The following is a 23,876-nucleotide window of genomic DNA, read 5'->3' as shown; positions in this document are numbered from 1 at the left end:
ACGGGGCTCGCACCCGGTGTGGGGGATCAAGAGTCCCGCCTCCCGAAGAGGTGTCAGGTGAAGGACACGTCGTCGCTGCCGGCCGGGTCGATCGGCAGTGGGCTCACCGTGACAGGGGCCCGCGCCGCACTGAGGACGGCGAGGGCGTGACCGACGGTGTCCGCTTCGGCGGCAGAGCCGATGTCGCGCAGGTCCGCCAGACCCTCTCCGAGGTCGATGCGGTCCTCGCCGATGCCGACGGTCAGCGCGATCAGCTCGCACACCGCACCCGGGTCGTCCAGCTTCAGGAACCGTTCCCCGAGCAGGTGCTGCCAGTGCTCCGCGATTCCGGGATCGTGGTAGTACGCCGACTGATTCGGCAGTACGAAGTAGACGTTCCAGCGGCGTTCGAGTTCCCGGTACACCGACTCGACGGTGACATCGCGGTCGAGGTTGTCACCGATCACCGCGCGCACGTGCCGGGCCGACAGTCGGGCCTTGTTCAGCTCGTCGCCGATGATGAACAGGTAGCCCTTGTGGCCGCGTTTGTCCCACGCGTCGGTGGCGGTGTGCCGCGCCATGAAATATGCCGCCAGCTCGTAGCTTTCGGACTTCTGCCCGCCGCCGTTGCCTTCGAGGAAGATGGTGCGGAGTTGCTCGTCCATGGCGTTACCGGACTCGAATTGACCGACCTGCAGGGGCACTCGGTCGGAGTCGGCGTCCCCGATGCCGCCGAACAGGATCTGCGGGTCGTCGGCATACCCCTTGCGCTGCAGTAGCCCGTGCAGTTTGCGGAGCTTGTCCTGCATGATTCGCGGTACCGTGCCCATCGAACCGGTGACGTCGAAGAGCACGGCGATCGGTAGCGACTCGGGGTGCCCGGCCGAATCCCGGCATTCCCGCACGGTCACACCCAGCGGGTCCAGGGTCGGGTCGGCCTTCCACTGGTCTCTCGGTCGTGCGTAGAGGGCGCTGGTGTAGCCGAAGTCGTCGACGCCGCGGGCGGCGCGGAACGTCTTGGCTGCGGTGTAGGTGTCGTCATCCCACTTGCCGTATCCCATGGTGGATCACTGTCCTTTCGTGGTGGGCATGGTGAGCGGGCGGAAGCGTCGCCGCCCGTAGAGCGTGTCGAGCAGGTCGTCGAACTCGTCGAGCAGATCGACGGCGTCAGGTCGCAGACTCGGTTGTGGTTGCATGCATCCCCGGGCGAACCCGCGCAGGCGGGCGGGGGCGATGTCGGAGAGCATGGTCAGCATCAACCGATGGGCCATGAACACATCCCAGGCTGGGGTAGCGGTGGAGCCGGTGGAACTCTCGGGTGGATAGTGATCCCGCAGAGAAGGGATCGTCGCCAGCGGCGCCGTGCCTGGGCGGGTGGCGAACGACCACCCGGCCAGCACCACCCCATGCCGTTCAGGGTGAATGAGCACGTTGTCCGCCGTTACCGCGGTGTGTACCCACCCGGCGCGATGGGCGGCGGCAAGAGCCCGGAGCAGGCGCCGGTGCATCCACACCCAATCCCGCGGATCGAGCCCATCCGGGTGCGCGGCCCGCACCTCGCCGAGGGTGACGAATCCAGTGGTCAGCGAGTCCAGCACATTCACCTGCCGCCGGGCGCCGGTCACAGGGTCGGCGTGGGTGAAGTGGTCGATCAGTTGCGGGAAGTACACGCGCAACCACTCATTCCCGCCCCCGGCGGACGCCGCGATCTCCGTGAGCGCGGCCCGTTCCGCATCGATCAGTGTGTTCGAGGCGACACTGCGGGGAACCTTGATCACCACGCCCGCGCCGCCGACATCGGTGGCATGGTGCAGGTCGGCGATCGAACCACGGGCATGCCGCACCTTGAGTCGATAGGATCCGCAACTGCCGTCCAACACGATCGCCATGGCCGAATTCGTGCTGGACGCAGCAGCTTGCCAGCGGCGGTACAGGTCGGTCACGTGTGTGAATGCCGCTGCGGCGCGGGCGGCGTACGCGGGATCAACCCGATCCGGGTGAATCAGAACCGACAGGCGGCGGAACCGCCGACGGGCAGCGCGCTGAGCCGTCGGGTCGAGGCTGATTGGGCCGAACAGGTCGCTCGGCACGATTGCCGCACCGACGACGTCGAGTGCCTCCGTCATCGCTTCCATGGTTTTAGTCTAGAAGACTAAAACAAGGATTTGCAATCCCCCCACTGCGATCGGTGCAAAGCAATGTCGATCGATGCCACCTATGTCGGCGGAACCCACGAGTGCGTCGCCGCGATCCCCGCCCACTCCCGGCGACGTTCCCGGTTAGTGTTCACGACCCGGTCACGTGCGACAGCGACACCATCAGTCCGCCACGAAAGGTCCTTGATGGTGCATCGACGACCGGTCGTAGGTCGACGCGAATACGGTGCGCGGTCTTCGCGACTACATCGAGGATGGCAGGATCACGTCATCGAGATCGGAACCTCGATGTGAGGGTCCGGATCGAGATTGAGGGAGTATCGGCATGGCGCAGGGCATTGTGAAGTGGTTCAACGGTGAGAAGGGCTTCGGTTTCATCGCACCCGACGACGGAACTCCGGACGTTTTCGTGCACTACTCGGAAATCTCGGGCAGCGGTTTCAAGTCGCTCGATGAGAATCAGCGTGTGGAGTTCGAGGTCGGTCAGGGGCAGAAGGGCCCGCAGGCCACGAACGTGCGCTCTGTCTGACCAGTGCAATGTGGGGACCGCATCCGGTGAGTGCGGTCCCCATTTTTTTATCGGATCGGTCCCCGCGCGGGTAGAGCCTCAGCGAGGGGGCCCGCGACCCGTCCCCGCGTGGGCAGACTGAAGGCATGGGTCAGGATCACCAGGGGCGACCGACATCGGTGGAGAGTTGGGCCATCGGTACGCGGTGGGCGGAGCAACTGGTTTGGTGTCGGCCCGAATCTGCATATATTTGCGGAAGTCGTGATGCACGGTGCATCACCTTGGCTGTTTGCGCGATGCTCAAGCGAAGTGGCCGCGGGAAACGGAGTCGTTGGGATTCGATGAACTTGTCGTCAAACCGCATGCAGAGACTGACTGCATTGGTTGAGCAGGCGGAAGGCCCGGCCGATCCGAGTAGCTCCAATGATCGGGTAGTTGATCGCGTAGCGAGGTTCGTCCTCGACACGTCTAGCATGCGCTTGTGGATGGACCCAACAAACCCCTCAAAAGCGGCGGCGGGAGTGGCCGTTCATTGCTCGAACCGTTGTGACATGCCCGCCAACCTAGCGCGTCGGTACCGTCGTTTAGGGTCCTGATTCATGCCGGATGCCGTCCACACCATTCCGTTCGACGCACTGTCAAACGCCGACCTGCACGTCGACGCCGTGTATCTGGCGGGAACGAGCGGAAACATCAACGACGACCCGCTGCAGCGCTTGCTCCCCGTCGGCAACATGGGCGGTTTCAGGCACACCGGATCGCCATGGAAGCAGACGGTCAAGCTGTCGGCGCTGTACACCAGCGGAGCGGAGTCCGATTGGCCGGACTCGCTCGATCCGCAGACCGGCATGCTGACCTACTACGGCGACAATCGCAGCCCCGGTCACGAACTGCATACAACGAAGCGTGGTGGCAACCTTCTGCTGCGGGATGCGTTCGAGGCTGCTCATGGTTCTCCGGCAGATCGGCTGCGGGTGCCGCCGTTTCTGTTGTTCGAGCGGGCTGCTCCTGGCCGGGCTGTCCGGTTCCGAGGGTTGCTGGCGCCAGGGTCGGCGACGTTGACCTCCGATGATGAACTCGCCGCCATCTGGCGAAGCCAGGGCGGAAGCCGGTTTCAGAACTACCGTGCCCGGTTCACTGTTCTCGATGCAGCAACGATTCCACGCAGCTGGATCAACGACCTTGTGCAAGGTGCGGACACGACGTCCGGGGATTGCCCCGAGGCGTGGCGTGACTGGGTCGAAGGCCGCGCGTACAAAGTGCTGGCTGCACCGTCGACCACAGTCGTGCGGAAGAAATCCGAGCAACTGCCATCCGACCCTGCCGGTATCGCGATGCTGCGGACCATCCACCAATTCTTCGAAGGCCGCCCACACGCGTTCGAAGAGTGCGCCGTCGCGATCTGGCGACTCATCGCTCCCGCGACAGGGCGATGTGATGTCACCCGACCTAGCCGCGACGGTGGTCGTGACGCTATCGGGGAGTATTTGCTCGGTCCACTCGCGGACCGCGTTGCGGTTGACTTCGTTTTGGAGGCGAAGTGTTACGCACCGACGACGTCGGTGGGAGTGCGAGACGTCAGCCGCCTGGTTTCTCGGCTGCGGCACCGGAACTTCGGTGTCTTCGTGACCCTGTCGTACTTCAACGATCAGGTTTACAACGAAGTACGGGAGGACGGGCATCCGATTGCGATGATCTGTGGTCAGGACGTGGTGGACATCCTGCGTGAGCACGGATACGGAGATGCGAATGCCGTGCGTGCATGGCTTGAGAACCAATTCACCAGCGGTTCGGCCGCGGTCCTCGTGTAGCGAGTCGAATGCCGAACGATCGACTCTGGGTTCGGCGCCAGCGATGCAATGCCGTCCGTCAACGAAACGCACTGACCGCACCGGCTACGCGAGGGTAGCCGGTCGGTCAGTCTTGTTGGGGGCTCCCCCGATCAGCAACCGGGTAGGGCACGTGCTGAAACTTGATCGGAATGTCAGGGGCGGGACCGTAAGCTACGCGTCGCAGGGGACAAGTTGTCGACTTTTCAGAGGGGGATCAATGCAGGCGTGGGTGTTCTTGTCGGTATCGGGCGAGCGTAGTTGGCAGAGCAACGATGGTTACCATGACGTCCTTGGATCGCACTACGTGTACGACAGCGGGGTCGCCTACAGACTGCAGGTCGCGCCAGGCGATCTTGTCGTCGTCCGCGACGAGAATCTGGTTCTCGGAATTTCGCGTCTCGATAACATTCATCAGGCGCCGGCGACGAAAATGCGTTCTCGATGCCCGCAGTGCGACAGGACCGGTGTCGAGCACCGCAAGGGTAGGGGCGTGTACGTGTGTCGGCACTGCAAGGGCGAGTTCGCCGCTCCTGTCAAACGCAGCGAGCCCGTGACCGAGTACGTCGCGACCTACGGACAGGGTTGGCAAGCTCTGGACGGTGCGATCATGTATGAAGAGCTGGAGCCGCTGCTAGGTGGGGTGGCGCAGAACGCGATACGGCCGTGCGAGATTGATGGCCTCGAGCAATTGCTCAACCGGATCTCCGTGGAGGTCCCCGCGGTTGGCGCCGCGCCGGATCCGAGTCCTCCTCCGCAGATCCCCGGCGGCCACCGTGAGGCGATCGGTCGAACTAGGCTAGGACAAAGCAAGTTCCGCAAAGAATTGCTGCGGACATATGGATTGGTCTGCGCGATGACAGAACCGTGTCCGGCTGAGAGTCTCGAGGCAGCCCACATTCGTGGGTTTGCCGAACACGAGAAACACGATCTCAAAGGCGGGATCTTGTTGCGATCCGACATCCACAAGCTGTTCGATGCGGGACGAATCGCGGTCGATCCCGAGAAGTTGGTTGTTGTGACGCATCCCGCGTTGGATCGGTACCCGCAGTACCGCGAACTGTGTGGCGCACCGATTGTTCCCGGGCCCGATCTGGCGGCATTGCGAGAGCACTTTGATGCCGCTACCCAGTTGTGGTGAGCGATTTCCGAGTCGCGCGAGTTGATCGGATTCTCTACTGGGAGCTGACAGGGAGTCCTGCGACGGGGTTGTTGAATGGGGTTCGCGAATGCCAAAGATCACGTCACCCGAGTGCACGCCGATTGGAAGGCGCCTGCTGCTGCGAGAGTGGGTTGGGTTCAACGACCACATGGCGCGCCGCAGAAGAATCCACTGAGGGATGGCTGGTTGATGCGTTCTACCCCGCTTCTCATGCCGGGATCGTGACGTCGATGATTCCGCCGTCCCGAGGCGGCGTCTGGGACGAATTGGGGCGCCCGCTCGCAGGGACGCGGGGGATCCTCGGCGCACGGATGGAGACAGATGACGCTCCGACCGAGAATGGAAATTGCGGCGTGGTGAGTTGCGCCAGTCATGGACCGCTGCAACAGTATGAGTTGGCTTGTATAGGAAGCCGTTCCCGGTGCAGTCCGCCCCTTACTGCACCGCGTATGGGATGAAGAAGCTGCGCTCCACCTACCGTTCTGCTCGTTGTCCGTTGTTGAATCGATCATTTGCGGATGTCGAGGGCGGCGGTATCCGGGATGGGTTACATGCCTGCTGGCGGGTTCTTGTCCGGTTCACTTCACCGGTTCTGTTCATACACAGGCGAGTCTTTTCAGTATCTAAAGTCCTCTGGCGTTGGCGCGGGTCCGATACGGCCGGCAGCTGGAGCTCAGGCGTTCCTTGAGGCGCAAGTTCTGAAGGCACTTGGCAGTCCTGGGGGACGGTATGCGCACCCTCTGGGAATAGTCAGATTTCGGATTGGCCTCGATGGTGTTCCAGTTGTCTTTCTGGACAGTCATGCCGAAATGGCGATTGGAGCGATCTTCCCGACGAGTCGCACCGTCGTCGAAGTTCTGCTTCCAAGCTACGAATCATACATTGAGGTACAAGGGATTCTGGATCTGCGGGTGCTCGCGGTCCAAGGTCGAGAACTGCACGTCGGGCTCGTCGGAACCGATGCAAGATTGGTGCTAGCTGCGTCAGCGGGGAGCGGCTGGGCTCGTGAGATACGTGATCATGAGCGCGATCTTGTCTCCGCTGGCTATATTCCGCTGTGGACGGAATCGATTCGAACACCGTTCGAGCAGGAACACCTTGCAATGTGTCCACCATTGCATGAGTTCGCGTTGACGTGGCTGGGATCGGGTCTTCTACGCCGCATCGGACTATTTCGAACCCAGCCGCGCATTGTGGTATCGCGAGTACAGGCATTTGCTTTCGTCCAGAAGCTGATCGGCGAGGGCGGCTGCTGCTTGCTGCCAGGGCAGGTCAGCCGGGAATGCCACGTTTGACGCGGACACCTCCGTGGATAGGCTGACCGCGCGACGTTTGAACTTTGTGTGAGTGGCGTTGCTGAAGAACACGTCGTCCTCGAACCTCTGCATCAGTTCGGATAGGGACAGTCCCGATGCTGTCTCGAGAGTGCCACCGCCGACGTACACCGTCATGATGTAGCCGTCCGCGACACCGTTTTCGGTGATTGTTGACATGTGCGCGCCCTCGACGGCGCCGACATTGATGGTGAACAAACGCCGGCCTGCCCCGGTCGAGGGCAGGTAGCTGATCGACCAACTGTCAACGATCGTGTCCTTGGGCTGCGCGATCGCGGCGTGGAGGTAGCTGCGTGCCACCTCGACCGCGAGTCCGAGGTCGGAGAAATCCTTCAGCTTGATAGTTGTCTTCGGTGGGTGAGGGATAAGCGCGTGACACGTGGTGTCGTCCTTCAACTGAGGTGGGATTCACGCAAGTGTGAACACGGTCGCGATGGTGCTGTCAGTTAGTGAGGCATCGCAGGGTCGGCACCGCGCTGTGATCCAGTGTGATTCCTCAAGGTCCTTCGGGCTAGTCATTCAGCCGAATGTCATTCAGCCGATCTACCTGCGGCGGATGTCCTTTCGAGATTTCGCATGAGGCGAGGAGTGGTTCGACGAGGATGGGCGCCGCTTGTGGCTTCCAGGGTGGGACTCCTACCAGGGGATTCCCGAGCCGGGCTGCCGGGCATGTGGGAAGCCAGGTTCTTTCTGTCGGCTGGTCTGGTGGGCGCGGTGTCGGGGTGGAGTCGGAACGGGGGTCGCTGATGTCGTCTATGGGCCGGTGGTTTCGAGTGCGGTCGCGGCGAGTTGTCTGCAGTGTGAAGGCTTGTAGGCGGATTGGCGTTTGCGCATCAGGTCGAGATTGAATGCTGCGGCGGCAGCGCGGACGTGCTTCGACTTCAAGCCCGAGCGAAGATGGCGGATGTCGTCGATGTATAGGCATTGCTCGAACGCGCCACCTGATTTGTGCGTGTAGTCGTCGTCGAACATCACTCCGCGTGCGGCGAGGAGGGCCCGGCCCCACCTGCCGGTCGGAAGATGACGTTTGTCGACGAAGAATGCAGCTCCAATGGTGTCAGTCTCATCGGAGGCCGCGATGTAGAACGTCTCCAGGGCTGCCATCGAGACGCAGAAGATTCGTCTTCGGTTGGAGCTGGGGAAGCAGCTCACGGTCCAGAAGGTCGCTTCGGTGCGGCGTGGGAGCGGAATGCACTGAGCGGCATAGACGCCGAGGGCCTCGACGATCTCGGTATAGCGAGGGTGTTCTTGGAGGCGTCGGAAGTCACCGTCATGGGCGGCGAGTTGACTGGGATCCAGTTCGATCAGTGGGGACTGGTCGAGGGCGTTGAGCCCGATCGGATCGAGCAGCCAGGCATGCTGTTCGTCCTCGGTGATGAGTGCGTCGAGCGTCGACGGTCCGACGTGGCCGCTGGCGTGTTCACGGTTGCGGACGATCAGCCCAGCGAGTTGCGCGTCGCGGACCAGTTGCCGTTCGACCTTGCGCCGCTCCGGTTCGCCCCCGGGATGCGGAAGGAAGCGGAAGACCTGCACGTCGGGGTGCTTCTTGAGGTGGTGCGGTAGGCGCTGGGCGACATCCTTCGCGATGCCGATGTAGATGTCATGGTTGGTGCACTCGAACAGGTAGAGACCGCTCCGCTCGGTTGGGAACTCGGTCTTGAACTGCGTCAAGCCGTCCCGGTTGAACGGATACGTCCGGTCGCCGTACCCCTGGCCAATCGCCCACCTTGCCACGTCGACGTCGCCCGACCATCTAGGTACGAGAGCATCACTGGGCGCATCTGTTACCACCATGCGCGAATGGTACGAGGGGAGGCAGCTGAGGTCTTCGCTGGGTTTCCTGCCCACGCATGTTGTACCTGTCGATGCAGGGGTGGCGGCGGGAGCTCGTGGGGACGGTGGTTTCGTCGAGCGATGACAAGTCGGCGGCCCACGGGTTCCGGCGGTCGACGTGTGCTGAGGTGGTCAGTGTCGAGCGGTTTCCCGACGAATGAGCAGCGGGTGCGGAGGTTGTGGTCATTTGGTTTTCGATGCTGACCATTGATCGGCACTGGTTCACGGCTCGTTCGTTGCGGTCTCTGTCGTTTGAATGACTGACTGTGCAAGTCCGCGACTGGTGAAATACTGACGGCAATTTTCTACTTTCAGGGGGAGCGAGTGTCGAACATGATTGCCGAAGTATCTGTGCGAGGATGACTTACAGGCCTGGTCAGGGGCCGTCGCGCCCATTTTCGCGTTCTCAGGAGACGTCACGGTGACCTCACCCTCGGACCCGTTCGCTTCCGATCCCTTCGCTGCCCGGTCGCCCTCCTACCGTGGTGGGTCACCGGTCCCGCCATCATTCACACCCAGCGCTGGTGGCGCGGGTCCCAGTGCCTCCGGTGGTGGACGTGGTCTGGCGGTGGCGACCCCGCCTACCGGGCTCCTCGCGGTCGCCGGAGCGGTCGCCGTACTTGGTGTTGTGCTCGGTGTCCTGGCAGGTGGTTCTGGTCCGCTGGCCCTTACTGGCTGGGCTCTGGCTGGCCCGGGCGCGATCGGGGTGTTGTCGGCCTTCACGTTGCTGGACACGAAACGTCGGGCTCTCCCGGTGTACATGCAGCCGACATGGATCACTGCTGCGTATTGGGGTGTGCTGGCGGTGGCAGGAGTAGGAATCGTCGTCGGCGCGTTGCGAGTTGCGAATTGGGTGGGCCGGCTGTGAGGATTTCGACGCGGGTGACGGCTGTGCTCCTCGCTAGCGCTGCTAGCGTGGGTTTTGTCAATCCGTTGACAGCCGCTGCTGCTCCATCGGGCTCCGCGGTTACCGACTTCGGTGCTTGTCTGGCGTCTCAGCGTTCTGGCGACTTGCTGGTGATGATCGACGAATCTTCCAGTTTGCAGACGTCCGACCCTGGTGCGGCGCGGGTTACATCGGCTGAGTACCTGGTTGGACAGCTTGCCGCATTCGAGAAGTCGTCCGGCGTCGATTTGAATGTCGCCGTCGCAGGGTTCGCCGATACGTATTCGGTCGACCTTGACTGGACTGCGCTCGACGGCGGGACGTTGCCTGCCATCAACGAGGCGCTGGACGGATTCCGCGCTCGGAACCAGGGTATTGATACCGATTACTGGTTGGCTTTGGACGGGGCGCGCGAGACCCTTGCTGCCCGCACCGCGGGCGTCGAGGGAGCTGGGTCGTGTCAGGCCGTCGCGTGGTTCTCGGATGGAAAGATCGATTTCACGTCACGCGGGGATACACGCAAACCCTATGCTCCGGACACATCCCTCGACTCTCAGGCCGGGGTAGATCAGGTGGTGGGGACCGCGACGGAATCGATCTGCCGCCCCGGTGGCGTCGCCGACCAATTGCGTTCGTCCGGTGTCGTACTTTTCGGTATTGGTCTCGCCGCGGGGACGGCGTCGCCTGCAGATTTCGACGTGATGAGGTCGATCGCGACGGGTGAGCCGTCGGGTGCCACGACATGTGGGGCGATCTCGTCGCCGAGCCCGGGCGACTTCTTCCTGGCGCAGAACATCGATGAGTTGTTGTTCGCTTTCGATGCGTTCAGCACTCCGGGGCAGTCACCGTTGAGCCGGGAGGCTGGGGTCTGCGCTCAGAGCGGGTGTGAGGAGGGTAAGCACCGTTTCGTGTTGGACCGGTCGATCGGCGGCGTCGCGGTGCTCGGGTCCGCCGATATGGAGGGTTTGGTTCCCACCCTGGTTTCGCCGCTCGGCGATCAGGTTCCTTTGCCGGACACCAGTCAGGAGGGGCGAACCGATGTCGGTGGCGTCAACATCGACTACCGGTGGCAGTCGGCCCGGACAATTTCGATCGAGATGTCGAATGCGTCGGCGCCGCAGTGGCAGGGATTGTGGTCCTTGGTCTTTGTCGACCCTGCCGGCTCGTCGTCTGCGCGGTCTAAGTCGAACATCCACATCTCGGGCAATCTTTTCCCGGCGTGGAAGGGGCAGCACACCGTCGCCATTCACAGCGGCGAGCCGTCGGTGCCGGTGGACCTTGCGATCGTCGATTCCGCGCGCTCCGAAATCGATCCGGAATCGTTGCTTGGTAGGGCTTCTCTGTCGGTGGTCCTGATCGGACAGGATGGTCAACAGCGCACAGTTGCGGCTGGCATTCCGAAGGATGGCATCGACCAGCCGGTGGCCCTCGACCTCACCGATGTGCCGGCGGGTCGAGCGACACTTCGCCTCACGTTGGATGTCACCACGGCTGATGCGTTGACGGTGTCGGGGCAGACCGAACCCGGTACGCCGCTGGCGCCGCAGTCGGTGGATATTCCGCTCGCGATTGCTCCGCCCATCGGTTATCCCACGCTGCCCTCGAAGATCGACTTCGGCACGCTCCAAGGTTCCGGACAATTTGGTGCTGATGTGCCTGTTGCCGGGCCCGGGTGTGTGTGGCTTCCCGGTTCACCTCCGGCGTCGGTGCTGGCGTCGCCGGATGGGGCCGGCAGCATTACTGTCGCCTCCTCGATCGCCGCTGCCGCCGAATGTGTGCAGGTCGAAGAAGGACAGACCGGGTCGATTCCTGTGTCTTTGTCAGTTCCGAACTCGGTCAACGGTGTCGTCAATGGGTTAGTCACGTTGATGGTTGCGCCTGCAGGTGAGCTGGATCGAGCGCTTGCCGTCGACGTGCCCTTCACCGCAGCGCTTGAAAAGCCGTTGGATAAGGGCAACTTCATTCTTGCGCTGATCGTGGCACTGCTGCTCGGCCCGGGAATTCCGCTGCTGCTGTTGTACGGCGGGAAGTGGTTCACTTCGCGCATACCGGCGCGCACGCTCAAGGCGCAGCAGTTCCCCGTCACCGTGTCGGGGAGCACCGTTCTTCGCGATGGGAGGCCGTTCGCGCTTACCGATCGAGATCTCATCGAGGTGGTTCGGGGGCTCGATTCGCCGGCGCGGCAGCTCGACATCGGCGGCCTCGTGTTGAGGACTCGCGTTGGTCGCTCGCCCGTCGGTGCCGGGTTCGTGGTGGTTGAGTCCGGTGTGCGAGCCGGGGCATCCGGATCCTCTCCGTCGACGTCCGGGCCGCGACCACATGCGAGGTTGCCTCTGGCCGTGCACAACACCTGGTTCGTGCTCCACGACCCGGCGGGTCCGTTCGATGCCGCCACCGTGGTCCTCCTCGTCGGAGACGATGCAGGGCCAACGGTACGGAGTGGGTTGGTCGACGACATGCGCAGTCGGTTGCCCGGCGTGCTCTCGGATCTGCGCGCGCGTGCGACACCGGCATCGGGTTCGCCTGGCGCGCCAGCTTCGGGTCCTCCTGCGGATTCGTTCGATCCGTTCGGTGGAACTCCGCAGGGTTCGTCCCCGCTTCCGGGATATCCGGGCGCGGCTCCGTCCGACCCGTTCGATCCCTTTCGTGGTGGAAGCAATCGATGACGGCACCGGCGACAACGACAACCTGGATCGACAACAAGGTGGAGGGTGACGGATGAGGCGATTTCTCGTCGTCGGTTGCGGTGGTTCGGGTGGAGCCACGCTGGCCTACATGATGGATCAGCTACGGTCGGACCTGGCTGCGCATGGCGTGAACGATATTCCGGCTGGTTGGCAGTTCATCCATCTCGATGTCCCGACCGCCCCGTCGCAGGGTCCGGACGGTATGGGGAATGTGCGTGACCAGGGCGGCCAGTACGTGGGTACCGGTCCGCAGAGTGACAGCTACAACGTTCTCGATAACGCGATGAGTCAGCAGTTCGCGGGTAAGCAGAAGCTGGACGCGATCGCGACGTGGGCTCCGCGGAATCCTGCCACTGTGCACACGCCGCTCAGTACGGGAGCGGGTCAGTTCCGCGCCCTGGGCCGGATGATCACGCTGAGTCGGGCTGTCACGGTTCGTGAATCTCTTCAACGTGCCTGGGAGAAGTTGTTTCTCGTCGAGACCGAGGCCGAGATGCGTGATCTCGATGTCCCCGGTGCGGGGAAGTACGATTCGGCCGAGCGTCCAGTGGTTCTGGTGGTGTCGTCGATGGCTGGCGGGGCCGGCGCGTCGATGGCTCTTGACATCTGCCGACTCCTGACCTTGATTCCGGGTGTCGATCCACGTCTGATGGGTGTCTTCATGGTGGCACCGGACATCTTCGATGGGCTGGATGCGTCGGCGACCACCGGAGTGCGTGCGAATGCCCTGGCGATGCTCGGGGAGATCGTGGCCAGCCAGACTGGGTCTGCTCGGGAGCACGATGTGTCGATTCTGCGGGCTCTGGGTCAGCAGAACGGTGAAGGTGAACTGATTCCGTTTGCGCGGGTGTTCCCGGTGGGCCGGTACGTCGGGGCGGAACGGACCTTGTTCGGAGACGGCACCCCGAATGCGGTGTATCGAGGGCTTGGGCGTGGGCTGTCGGCGTTGATGATGAGCAAGTCGGCAACGCAGCAGTTCGTCGAGTGGGACTTGACCAACGGTGGTGGCCTGCCCGGCAGTCGGGAGTTTCTGGGTTGGGGTAACGAGATCTGGGATCCGTTGCCGTGGGGAACTTTCGGGTTCGCGAGTCTGAGTATGGGCCGCGACCGGTACGCGGAGTACTCGGCCCAGCGATTGGCGCGGAGCAGCGCGGATAAGTTGCTGCGGGGGCATGTGCAGATCGGGAATCCGGCGTCGGAAGATGAGCAGGCGGGTGCGATTCTCGACAATCAGTGGGGCAATATCCGCGGGAGGCTGGGTCTGCCGGCGGTGTCGACGGGTTCGAATTTGCCGTTGGATATCGGCAACTGGGTGACCTCTACGGTCCTTCCGTCGAGCGACGCCCTTGGTTTGTCGGCGCAGGTGGTGGACGGCGAGCTGCGTGACTACATCCCGTCGGGTAACGGTCTGAATGCGTCGAGTTGGGTTCCCGAGGTGAACCGCGCTTTGAGTGTTCGACGTGCCGCGTTGCTGTCGGGCGCGCAGAGCGCCGCGTACTCGTGGGCCTACCGGTGGCATCTGGACTTCGCGCGCAGGCTCGAGGGTGTCGTCGCGGCGGCGATCGCTGAGCTCGGGTTGCCGTATGCGACTGCGTTGGTCAAGCGGGTGTCGCAGTACATGCAGAACGACATCTTGACGACAACGCAGGACATCAGCAAGTACGCGCCGCAGGATATCGCCGCTCCGCCGGAGGATGTGCGGACCACTTTGGCGGCTTTGCGGGGCAACATCGCCAACGCCAATGAGATTGTTCAGAGCGTCATTGAGGGGGCGCGTAGGACGGTGGAGCGGCAGATCTACGCGACGTTGTCGGCGCATCTGAGTGCTGCGGCGGGTGCGATGGTGGCGGAGGTTTTCGATCCGCTGATCGCTGCATTGAACGAGTCGCACACGCTCCTGCGTCAGGCGTCGTTGGAACAGACTCGTGATCTCGGTCTGGCGCGACTGCAGACCACGCAGTATGCGGCGTGGCCGTCGGACAGCGATGAGCGGGTGCCGAGTCGGTTCGCGGAAGCGAACAACGAGGTGATGTTGACGAGCTCTGCTGATTTCAAGCAGCGGTACGAGCTCGATTTGCCTGCGTCGGTGGGTCTGCAGAGCGTCGATCAACGCGGGTTCGGCGAGGCGGTGGTCCGTGCGGCCGCTCAGGTGATCACGGGGCAGTGGCAGACCCTTGATGGGACGCGGGCGCCGGGGGAGGAGTTGCCGCTCGTCGAACGGACCGCCACGTGGCGATCTCGGGTGTTCCCGACTGATCCCGGGACCGGGGAGTCGATCATCTCGTCACCGTCCAAGTATGACGTGCACACTCGGCCCGCTGAGTTGCTCTCGCGTGCTCGTTGGTATGTGGCGCGGACGGGTGAGTCGTTCGATAAGTTTTGTTCGGTGTCGTTGCAGGAGTTCGTCACCGGTGTGGGTGCTGCGGAGTCGGAACTCTCGGGCCGGCACCGGGATGTGGTCTCGAAGTTCGGGCAGGCGATCTCGCTCGCGAAACCGTTGGCCAGTGTGAATGAGCAGGCGTTGCAGGCTATTCACGGCGATCGCCAGATGGAGTACCGGTTTAAGTTCTCGTCCGTGCCGTTCCGCGGGTTGCGAGTGGGTGATGACCTTCTCGCCGCCCTCGACGAGGGTTCGCGGATCGATGAGAAGACGAAAGATGTCCTCAGGAATGCGCTGAGTGACGAGAAGCAGATCAAGCGGATCGACATCTTCGGGTCGTATCCCAACTATTCTCCGTTGGCGTACAACTCAGTCCTCGAGCCGGCGGCGCGCCAATGGCTCGAGTCGTCGCCGTCCCAGCGGAAGGCGTTCTGGACGATGCGGCGGGCTCGTCCTCTGGCTGCGTCCCTGCCCATGCATGTTGCTGAGCGTCGGGCGCTGGTGGCCGGGTGGATTCTCGGTCAGATCGTCGGCCGCATTCATCTGCCCCAGGCGCCGTTCGTGGAACCGGCCCGGATCTGGGATGAGGAGGCCGGGCGGTGGCTCGAGTTCCCGAACCCGCTGTTGACACCGCCGTCGGAGTTTTCGGCGGACTACGACTGGCTGCCCGCGGTCCTCGAATCGGTGCTGTTGGCGATGGCCCAGTCGCACGAACCGCCGGTGATGTCGTCGATGTTGCCGTACCGGGCACTGCGGCGAATCTATGACGGGTCGGCGGAGGACGAGGTCAGCGGCATCTTCGGACTGTCGGCGGCCACGCATCTGACCGAGTGGCTCCGCACGGGTGCGACGAATACGGGTGTGGGATCGAGTGTCCCGGAGACCGGCGAATCGGTGACGGTGCAGGAACGGGCCGGGCGGGTGAAGTTGTCGCTGGAGGAGTCGCGGGAGTTCGCGGGTCGGCACTACATGCCGCCTGGGTCGGGCGGCGCGGTCGGAGAGGCGGGAGCTGTCGGTGGTGGGGTGTTCTCCACTATTACGGTGCGGGCTCAGGCATCGAAGACGCCCATCTTCCGGGACGTCGCCCCCGATGTGTTCTGGGCGACAGGAAAGCTGATTTCTCTGGTCGACGAGTGTGCGTTGGCTGCGTTGCGCCCGAAGGTGGGTGTGGACAGTGGGGTGCCGCAGCCGCCCACATCGAGTTGGCCGGCATCTGGTGACGCATTCGAGATCCCCCAACGAGGAGCGATCTGACATGTCCGAACTGACCGTGTTCCTGGCGCCCCGCGGCATCGCGGAGGGGGTCAAGGATGTCCTGAAGGATTTGTCTGCTGCACGGTTGATCGAACCGTTCATCTGGATCGACGGTGACGGGGCGGCCAGGAACCCGGTCGAGGCGGTGCGGGTCGAGCGGGGGTGTGAGTTTGACACGACGCTGCAGGAGGTCGTGTCCGCGCAGCGGATCGATGTTCTTCGGCTCGGTGTTCTCGTTCCGGTGATCGGCGGCGAGGAACCGCTGGACACAGCCGTGGAGCGGCGTTTCGCGGAGTTGGCGACCTCGACGTCTGGGGGTGCCCGGGTCGTTCGTGTTCGGCTTCTTCTCGCGCGCCCGGGTAGTGCTCCGGCCGCGGGCGCGGTGTGTGCGCTCGATGGTTGGCACAACGTGCTTGTGGCGCCTGAGGACGCGCGTGGTCCGGGCATGGGACATGTGGCACTCGGTCCTGCCAGTGGAGCTGCGGATTTGGGGCGGTTCGCGGCGCCGGTTGTGGCGGGTGTGACCGGACTGTGGAGCGATGTCGAGCACGCTCCACTCGATGACAAGCCGGTTCTTCCCGGTCACCTGGTCCGCATTGCCCGGTCGTTCTATCGGCGGCTCGATACGTCGGTGGCAGAGGACGAGCTTCGAGGCAAGATCCTTGCGCAGGAGGGCGGTTTCCCGCTGCCGCGGGAGAACGGTGCCCCGGTGACGTACATCAACGACGTGTCGCTGGCCACCCGGTCGATGGCGGACGCTCTGTGGCGCAAACACGCCAGTGTGCTTCGGGGCCCACGGTTGGCCTACGAGGTGATCGATTCGCAGCGTGTCGGTTTCTGGGAAGCGCTGCGCATGTTCTTCTCGTTCCTGTGGGCGGCACTGCGAAATGCGCCGGCGGCATGGTATGCGCGAGTGGTGAACAGCGTGTCCACGGGAGTGGCGAATGCGGTCCACGCAACGGTGTTCGGGGCTGCGCCGTCTGCTTACGAGGTCGTGGTCAAGGGCCGGACATCGCAAGGTGATCTGGCGAGCTGGTCCGAGATCGGTTATGCCTCGGAGCAACTCGGTGGAACCATGGATTCGCCTGGTGACGAACAGCATCATTCGGCGCGGGTGGACCTGTCCGATCTGTGGCAGGACTACAGCCGCGCATCTTTGACGCTCGCGGATGCAGGCGCGCGATCGGCGGATCTTCCTCCCGTGCAAGTGGGGGCCAGTCGGGGAATCCTCCGACGAGCATCCGATGCGGTGCCGGGTCCGTCCGAGAGGTTCGACCAGATCCCGGGCATCGTGGCGGCGACGGTGGGAACCCACAGCGTCGATGCCACCGACAGTCTGGGTATTCGTGAGCTCCGGAACAAGCTCGGGACTTTGGATCAGGACCCCAACATCGGTCTGGAGGCCCGGCGTACTGGTGCCGCACTCGATGAGTGGCAACGACGGGGCGCCAACAGTTTCGGTGTCGTGGTGGGGCAGCGAATCGCAGGACAGTTCCACGCTACGTTCCAAGAGGTCCGGGAGCTGCTGGCCAGGCTGCGGGCAGCTGGTGAGGAGCCGGTGGAGGGGAGCCGGCGGCATACGACTCTTGCGCGGTGGGCGCAGATCACGTTCGTCCTGCTGGTGATTGTCATCGCGGCGTCGGCGGTGGCCATCGCCCAGGACTGGTTGGTGTGGTGGCGTGGAGCGCTGGTGATTGTGGCGGCGATCGTGCTGTGGCTCGTCGGGTTGGTGATCGTCTTCATGCGTAGCCAGCAAGAGCTGTTCCAGCAGTTGAACAAACGTAAGAAGGGGGTCGCCGATCTCGAGGTGGACCAAGCCAATCTTCGCAGTGGGTTGCGTGACCTCGATCGTCTTGCCGGCGCGTACAGCCAGTACTTGGTGTGGAGCCGAGCGCTCGGCGCGTTCCTCGCCGAGCCCTTGGGACCGGATGAAGTACGCCCCTCGCACGACGGACGCATCGCATGGGGTCTGCCGAAGAGCACCGCGATCGGGTACGCGTCGCCGCACTCCGAGGAGGTGTCGACTGCGGCCGAGTACTTGCGGCAGGACCTGTTCAATATGGGATGGTTGACCTCATCGTGGGAGCGGATCCTCGGCAATGCGGGCACGTCGCTCGGGATTGAAGGCCGCGACATCGCTGCGAACCCTGGGATGCTGTGGTCGGAAGCAGGTAGTGGATCGGGTTCGCCGCTCGAGCGGTGGTCGTCGACGCTGTTCGACGGGACGGTGACGTCCACCGGCGCTGCATTGATGTGGGACAAGGCCCGCGCCAATCTCCTCGGTCCGAAGTCGGAGTTGGTTCGTTCGCTGGTGGGCACTGTCGATGTGGAGGTCGACGGGCTGACGAGGTCGACGTCGATCGAGGACTTCATGGCGGGTGTGGGGGAGGAACGCCCGGGTGGAAGGGCGGACCATTTCGATCGAGGGGTGTTGACCGATTCGGCGACCACCGGGGGACTCACCGCCGTGAAGGATGACGTGCGTACTCGTACCTACGCCGGCATCGGATCCGTCAGTGTCGTTACACAGTTCAGCGATGGGTTGTCCGTCGACAACCTTCAGTTCGCACCGACCACCGGGTCAGACACGCACGTAGACCAGTGGGATGTGCCGGTGTTCCCGACAGCGCACGCTGGTGGCCGCGCACCGTCCGGAACACCCGCGGTCGACAGCTTTGAACCACCACGGGCAGAAGAGGGCTTCAGGTTCTGACATGGCAAGCGACAAGCAGGCCCGACGAGAGACCGCACTGCTGGCATGGTCCCGTCCCGCTGGTGCTCTTGGCTTCGATGTGCCCACCGAGGACGAGATTCGGCGGATAGCAGCCAGCCAGGACGCATGGAGGTCCGAGTCGCCGTCCGCCGCGGCGGTCGACTGGGCCGACACGATCGTGCACATCCTGCATCAGATCAAGTTCGGCATGGACCCTCTCGAGGTCGTCCGCCACCTCCCGGACGACCTTCTGATCCCCGCGAGTGGGCCTGTTCGCCGGCAAGCCCCCGTCACTGCTCCCGCCCCCACGCCCGCACCCGAGCCTGTCCCGGAGTCGGAACCGGTTCTCACGCCGATCGACGCCCTGTTCGCGTGGCGTGCGCAGCAGATTGCGAACGGCGTGGAGTACGCGGAGACCATCAAAGACGCCACATTTCACAATCTGATCAAGTACGGCCACACCTCAGTCGAGCAGGTTCGACGACAACTGAGGGGTCCTGCGACTGCACTTGCCGAAGAGATCGCAGCAATTCTCGCCTCGTTTGCGGAGCCCGTCGACGAGCAGCCGTCCAGCGAGAAGCCCGCTTCGGCTGCGGGTTCCAGGCCGGAGCCTGCGGTGCAAGTGCCGCCGGGTGAGACCGGAACTGTAGGACTGTTGGATCAGCTCGTCACCGCGGACTTCTGCGAATATGAATACGGCGAGACCGACGTCGTCCCGACCGGACTGAAATTCACGAAGACCGTGGACGGGTACACGCTCTCCTGGACACCGCACGCGTCCCAGACCGCGGTCACCCTGTACCGGATCGTGTCGGGTGAAGGCTCGGTGCCGCATAAGCCCGAAGCCGGTGACCTCGTCGGTGTCACGCTCGACACCACGTGGGATGACGGGCGCTTCTTCGCGTCAGCCGTGCGTAATCTGCAGATCTGGTGTCACGCCGGAGCGGACGTCGACGATGCACGTAAACGGCAACCAGTGTTGATCGCGCAGGGCGAGATCGTCAGCCCTGTTACTGATTTCGTTCTCACTGAGGACGAAGGCCGGGTGATCGGCCAATGGAACGTCTGGTCGGGCACCCAGGCCGTGCGGATCCACCGGATACCGTTGGGCGCCGGATCGCCGGTGGTTCATGACCCCCGTAACGAAATCTGTTCCGGGCAACCGAATCTCACAGGTTTCGTGGACCGTGAGGTCGAGCGCGGCGCCCGCTACCTCTACCGGGCGATGTCCGAGGTTGTCGTCAACGGTGGCACACGGCTATCGCAGCCCGCGCAGGGTGAAATTCTGGTGTCGGTGGTGCTGGAGTCGGTCAATGATCTGACGGTGCAGTCCGAGGACGTCGGCGACATCCCGTATTTCGACCTCGTTTGGACAGATCCGTCGGCCGGTCGCGTCGTCATCTACCGAACGGAGTCTCCGCCGGACGCGGGATTGCAGGATTCGGACGTGCCCGAGGCTTCTCTCGACCCGCAGGGGCTCACCGATGAGACCCGGCTGGCGCACCCCGCAGTGGCGGGGGAGGGCCGCACATCGCGGATGGTCGGTGTTCCGTGGCCGAGCGGGTGGGATCGCGCGTATCTGACTCCCGTCACCCTGCTGAACGGCACCGCACGTGTCGGCGCCACGACAGTCCAGACGCGGCCCATCGCGCCGGTCAGTAATGCGCGGATCATCGAGCGGTGCAACAAGCAGATCGTCACCTTTGGCTGGCCCAAGTCGGCGGCGGCGGTCCTCGCCTACATCGGACCGATGGGGCTGCCGTTCGATCAGGTTTCCACCAGTGCCGATGCTGATGAGATCTCTGCGCGCCAGTACCGGCGAGACGGAGGAATGTCGATTCGGTCGACCCTTCCCGCCGGCGGATGCTCGGTGCACCTCGTGCCGATTGCGTTCTCCCGCGGTGAACAGATCACGGGAACGGTCACGTCGATCGAGTACAACGGGTTGGTGCGGATGGCGTACGGCCTGCGGCGCGACGACAATCCCGGCGCGTCGTCGTGGGTCTCCATCCATTTGTATTGTGCGGAGGATGTGGAGTCGCCTCCGCCGCTCGTGCTGGTGTTCAATCGGGATCGGTTGCCGCTCAGCTCCCGCGACGGCAATAGTGTGCCGCTGCGAGGTGCCGGCGAAGATCGGCCGGTGATGCAGTGCGTTCTGCCCCGATTGTCGAGGGGCTGGGCTGACACCGGCTGGAAGGCTGACGTGGGTGGTCACGCGGGGTACGTGCGTCTGTTCGTCGACTCCAATCGTGCCCAGTTCGGTGCCAGGAGATTCGCCATGCTCGACCCGGCGATTTCCACGCTGAGGCTGGAGCCGGGTTCGAGGTCGTCGGCATGAGCTCTGTTCTGCCCGAGCCGACCGAGTATCCACAGGTCGTCGCTCCTGGGAGTCGGTTCGGCGAGCTGACGTACACCTCGTTCGATGATGGGTCCGGTTCTGGAGGCGGGTGGCAGGTCAAGAGCACCGCGGGTGAGCTTTCCGACCGTGAGCGTTCGGCTCTGACGGCGTGGATTTCCACTCGATTCGACCTCGAGCCGCCGCTGCCCCGGTTCCCGACTCCGGCGGATATCGACGGGCGGCCCGCCCGGTTGATGTATGCGGCGGCCGAAGGTGGTGCCGCGTATTGGCACACGGTCGATGCCGGATTGGATGGATCCGGGCGCCCGGGCAACGTGTTCGCGCACGTGGTTCTGGATCGGGAACTTGATGCGTCGACGTCGTCGCTGCGACCCGTCGAGCTGTGGAAGTGGTCGGGGTGGCTGACGCCGTACGGGGCCAGGGCGGTGTTGGAGTCGTCGCTCGAGGGCGCGCGATCGCCGGTGCCGGACGGGCCGGTCACGCGGGCGCGGGTGCTCGAGTTTCTGGACGATCCCGCGGTATTCCGCGTCGGACTTTTCCAGGTCCTTCTCGATGCGGTTGCCGGGGCGATGGCCGGTGGTCCGTCGGTGGTGCTGACGGTAAGCGATGCGGATACCGCGGTGATGTGGATCGGTGCCGTGAGTTACTTCATGTCACCTGGTTCCGCTCGGCGGTTTGCGTGGTCCACCCACGACAAGGCGCATTCCGTTGCCGAAGGTGTCCGGCGGGGCCTGCATCTGATTGCGGTGCCGGTATCGGACCGGGACGGGTTAAAGACGGATCCTTCGTACGTGGTGATCGACGAGTACGAGGAACCGAGCCTGGGACTGCTCGGTTCTGAACCGCATGTCACCAAGGACGGGCTTACGACGGTCGCGGTCACACCGTGGTCAATGCTTGCGCAGTCGATCCTGATCGATGCGGGTACCGCCGAGCAGGTGCTGACCCAGCAGGACGATCTCGCCCATGAGGTCGGCGATATCGGGTTGTCGCCGATGTGGCCGCTGGCGATGGCCGTGGCGTCCACAGAAGAGGTGAGCGATGGTCACCAGGAGGCCATCAAGGTCATCCTCGAGGATTCGCCCACCCATGTGCATGACACCCCCAGGCTGCTCGAGCAAGTGCGTGAAATCTATGGTTCGGCGGCACCAGGACGGGCTGCAGAGGCGTGGCGTCTGCTGATGCAGTTGGATGTGCGGAATGCGTATGCCTCGATGGCCGCGGTTCATTATGTTGAACGTGCTCTCGAGGACGAGGATTGGCTGTTTGGACCTACCGTCCCGCCGGTGGTTCCGCCGCAGCTGGTTCCGCGGGTTTCCGATGAGGTCCGAGTTGCGATCGACACCGCCGTCAAGGGTCTGCTGGAGTCCGCTCGGCGCCCTGACATCGATGAGCGCGGGTCCGAAGAGTTACTGTTTCGTGCGCTGCGGGTCGCCGACCTGGCGATGTTGACGATGGCTTCGAGTCCAGTCACTGCCGAGGTGCAGGACATGCTGTCCGAGGTGCTCGAGCGCGCTCGTCTAGATGTGTTGTTCGATGACGTGTTCGGGGACGCGTTCGTCGCGCGTGTCGGAGAGCTTTCGGGGTCCACTCTGGGGAATGTGGTGCGCCCCGTGGTCGAGGCGGCGCCCAACATGGCTTCCGGCGATTTCGGGCGCCGGCTGAGCGGCCCCGTACTTCGGTGGCTGTTCCCGCGAGAGGCGTCCGGACCGGAGGTTGCAGGTACCGGCAACGTCGAGAGCATGTTGTTTGCCGAGTACGTTCATTCGGTCCTCGTCTCTGACAACGGCACCGTCGAGGATCGAGAGCAGGTTCTCCCGTATGCGAAATTGGCTGTTCGTCACCTACTTCAGGCAGATCAGCGGACCGATGCGGATGTGCACGCGGAACTGGTGGAACTCACCCGAGCTGCGTCGCTGACCGTCACGGAGATCTTGGTGCTGTTCGATGAGTTCGGTGATCGTGTTCCGCCCGGTGTGGCGGCGGATTCGTTGCTGCGGTGTGAGTACGACTCCGACCTGGTCGATCTAATCAATTATCTTGGTGCACAGCACGATAGCGTCCTACGTGTGCAGTCGTCGGTTTGCGGCGCGGATTGCGTCGCAGTCGCCGCTGCGTCGATTCGTGGGATCCGAGAGTGGAGTGTGATTGATCAGACCGCGTTGGAAGAGCTGGTGCACAACCATGCCGAGGTGCTGATCCCCGAATGCAGTCTCCTGAACGAGGAGTCGGTGCCAGTCGATCTTGCGGTCAATGTGTGTGTGCTCATCGTCGCTGCCCAGTCCATGGGCGTTCCTTGGGCGGCGGATGCCGGTGAATCAAGCCCTCTGCGCTTCGAGTCACTGTTCGAGACCCATGTGTTTGACATCGTTCCTGCCGTCACCGAACTCGTGGCAGGCGGTGCTCTCGACATCGACTGGGTCGTTGCGCAGGCCATCTTGATTTCCCTCGCACACACATCCGCTCAGACAGACGATTCGACTTTCATCGGTGTGCTCGGAACGAATCCACACGGGCAACCGCATGGGCCGTTGTGGTTGGACGACGTTGCGGAGAGTCTGGTGCAGAGCGGCAGATACGCCGGGCCCCGCACCACCTCCGACATCCGCGACGCCATCTGGCCCGACGTGCGGAACATGTCCGCCGCCCGCGGTGAGGAAACCATTCGCGGCTATGAGCCCGTCGCGGCGCAATGGCTCCGGGAATTTGGAATCGGATCCACGGAAAGGCAGAACACATGGATCCATTGACGATCCGCCGCAGCGTGTGCGGCAGACGCGCGAACAGGCCGACAGC

General features: G+C 63.5%; 13 protein-coding genes. 9 read left to right on the top strand and 4 right to left on the bottom strand.

Translation table 11 applies throughout. The features are described from left to right. Window positions 1–53: 53 nt before the first annotated feature. A complete protein-coding gene (locus CJ179_RS34520) occupies window positions 54–1,040 on the bottom strand; it encodes a hypothetical protein (protein ID WP_073366352.1) in 987 nt (328 codons plus the stop codon). Between the two features lie 6 nt (window positions 1,041–1,046). Next, a complete protein-coding gene (locus tag CJ179_RS34515) occupies window positions 1,047–2,105 on the bottom strand; it encodes a hypothetical protein (protein ID WP_073366351.1) in 1,059 nt (352 codons plus the stop codon). Between the two features lie 355 nt (window positions 2,106–2,460). On the opposite strand from CJ179_RS34515, the gene CJ179_RS34510 reads away from it, so the two are divergent. The 3 genes from CJ179_RS34510 to CJ179_RS34500 all read left to right on the top strand — a co-directional run bounded on the left by CJ179_RS34510 (window position 2,461) and on the right by CJ179_RS34500 (window position 5,613). After that, window positions 2,461–2,664 (top strand): cold-shock protein, encoded by a 204-nt coding sequence (locus CJ179_RS34510; RefSeq protein ID WP_005242781.1) that lies wholly within the window; start codon window positions 2,461–2,463, stop codon window positions 2,662–2,664. A gap of 578 nt (window positions 2,665–3,242) precedes the next feature. Continuing rightward, a complete protein-coding gene (locus tag CJ179_RS34505) occupies window positions 3,243–4,454 on the top strand; it encodes a restriction endonuclease (protein WP_095864377.1) in 1,212 nt (403 codons plus the stop codon). Between the two features lie 238 nt (window positions 4,455–4,692). After that, on the top strand, window positions 4,693–5,613 hold the full coding sequence (locus CJ179_RS34500; RefSeq protein ID WP_179377743.1) for an HNH endonuclease: 921 nt from the start codon (window positions 4,693–4,695) through the stop codon (window positions 5,611–5,613). Between the two features lie 1,190 nt (window positions 5,614–6,803). On the opposite strand, the gene CJ179_RS34495 is transcribed toward CJ179_RS34500, so the two are convergent. Beyond that, on the bottom strand, window positions 6,804–7,364 hold the full coding sequence (locus CJ179_RS34495; protein ID WP_074873296.1) for a hypothetical protein: 561 nt from the start codon (window positions 7,362–7,364) through the stop codon (window positions 6,804–6,806). A gap of 357 nt (window positions 7,365–7,721) precedes the next feature. After that, the gene (locus tag CJ179_RS34490; RefSeq protein WP_143049004.1) at window positions 7,722–8,762 is read right to left on the bottom strand and encodes a hypothetical protein; all 1,041 of its coding nucleotides are present in this window, start codon (window positions 8,760–8,762) and stop codon (window positions 7,722–7,724) included. 607 nt (window positions 8,763–9,369) lie between these two features. Here CJ179_RS34490 and CJ179_RS50825 point away from each other — a divergent pair. The 6 genes from CJ179_RS50825 to CJ179_RS34465 are packed head-to-tail and all read left to right on the top strand — an operon-like array spanning window position 9,370 to window position 23,830. Then, window positions 9,370–9,669 carry a hypothetical protein gene (locus CJ179_RS50825; RefSeq protein ID WP_143049005.1) on the top strand — a complete coding sequence of 100 codons (300 nt, stop codon included), beginning with the start codon at window positions 9,370–9,372 and terminating at the stop codon, window positions 9,667–9,669. A gap of 47 nt (window positions 9,670–9,716) precedes the next feature. Beyond that, the gene (locus tag CJ179_RS34485; protein ID WP_257015927.1) at window positions 9,717–12,353 is read left to right on the top strand and encodes a VWA domain-containing protein; all 2,637 of its coding nucleotides are present in this window, start codon (window positions 9,717–9,719) and stop codon (window positions 12,351–12,353) included. A 52-nt stretch (window positions 12,354–12,405) separates the two neighbouring features. Continuing rightward, window positions 12,406–16,008, top strand: coding sequence for a tubulin-like doman-containing protein (locus CJ179_RS34480; protein WP_073366345.1), 3,603 nt, complete (start codon window positions 12,406–12,408; stop codon window positions 16,006–16,008). A gap of 1 nt (window position 16,009) precedes the next feature. After that, window positions 16,010–18,721: a hypothetical protein gene (locus CJ179_RS34475; protein ID WP_073366344.1), complete on the top strand. Its 2,712-nt coding sequence runs from the start codon at window positions 16,010–16,012 to the stop codon at window positions 18,719–18,721. Between the two features lies 1 nt (window position 18,722). Next, window positions 18,723–21,059: a hypothetical protein gene (locus tag CJ179_RS34470; protein ID WP_083602267.1), complete on the top strand. Its 2,337-nt coding sequence runs from the start codon at window positions 18,723–18,725 to the stop codon at window positions 21,057–21,059. After that, window positions 21,056–23,830: a hypothetical protein gene (locus CJ179_RS34465; protein WP_073366343.1), complete on the top strand. Its 2,775-nt coding sequence runs from the start codon at window positions 21,056–21,058 to the stop codon at window positions 23,828–23,830. Before CJ179_RS34470 ends, CJ179_RS34465 begins: the two co-directional genes overlap by 4 nt. The last annotated feature ends 46 nt before the right edge of the window (window positions 23,831–23,876 follow it).

The sequence above is a fragment of the Rhodococcus sp. ACS1 genome (genome assembly GCF_002300155.1).
GTDB lineage: Bacteria > Actinomycetota > Actinomycetes > Mycobacteriales > Mycobacteriaceae > Rhodococcus_F > Rhodococcus_F koreensis.
This window is presented reverse-complemented; position numbering and strand designations above follow the sequence as displayed.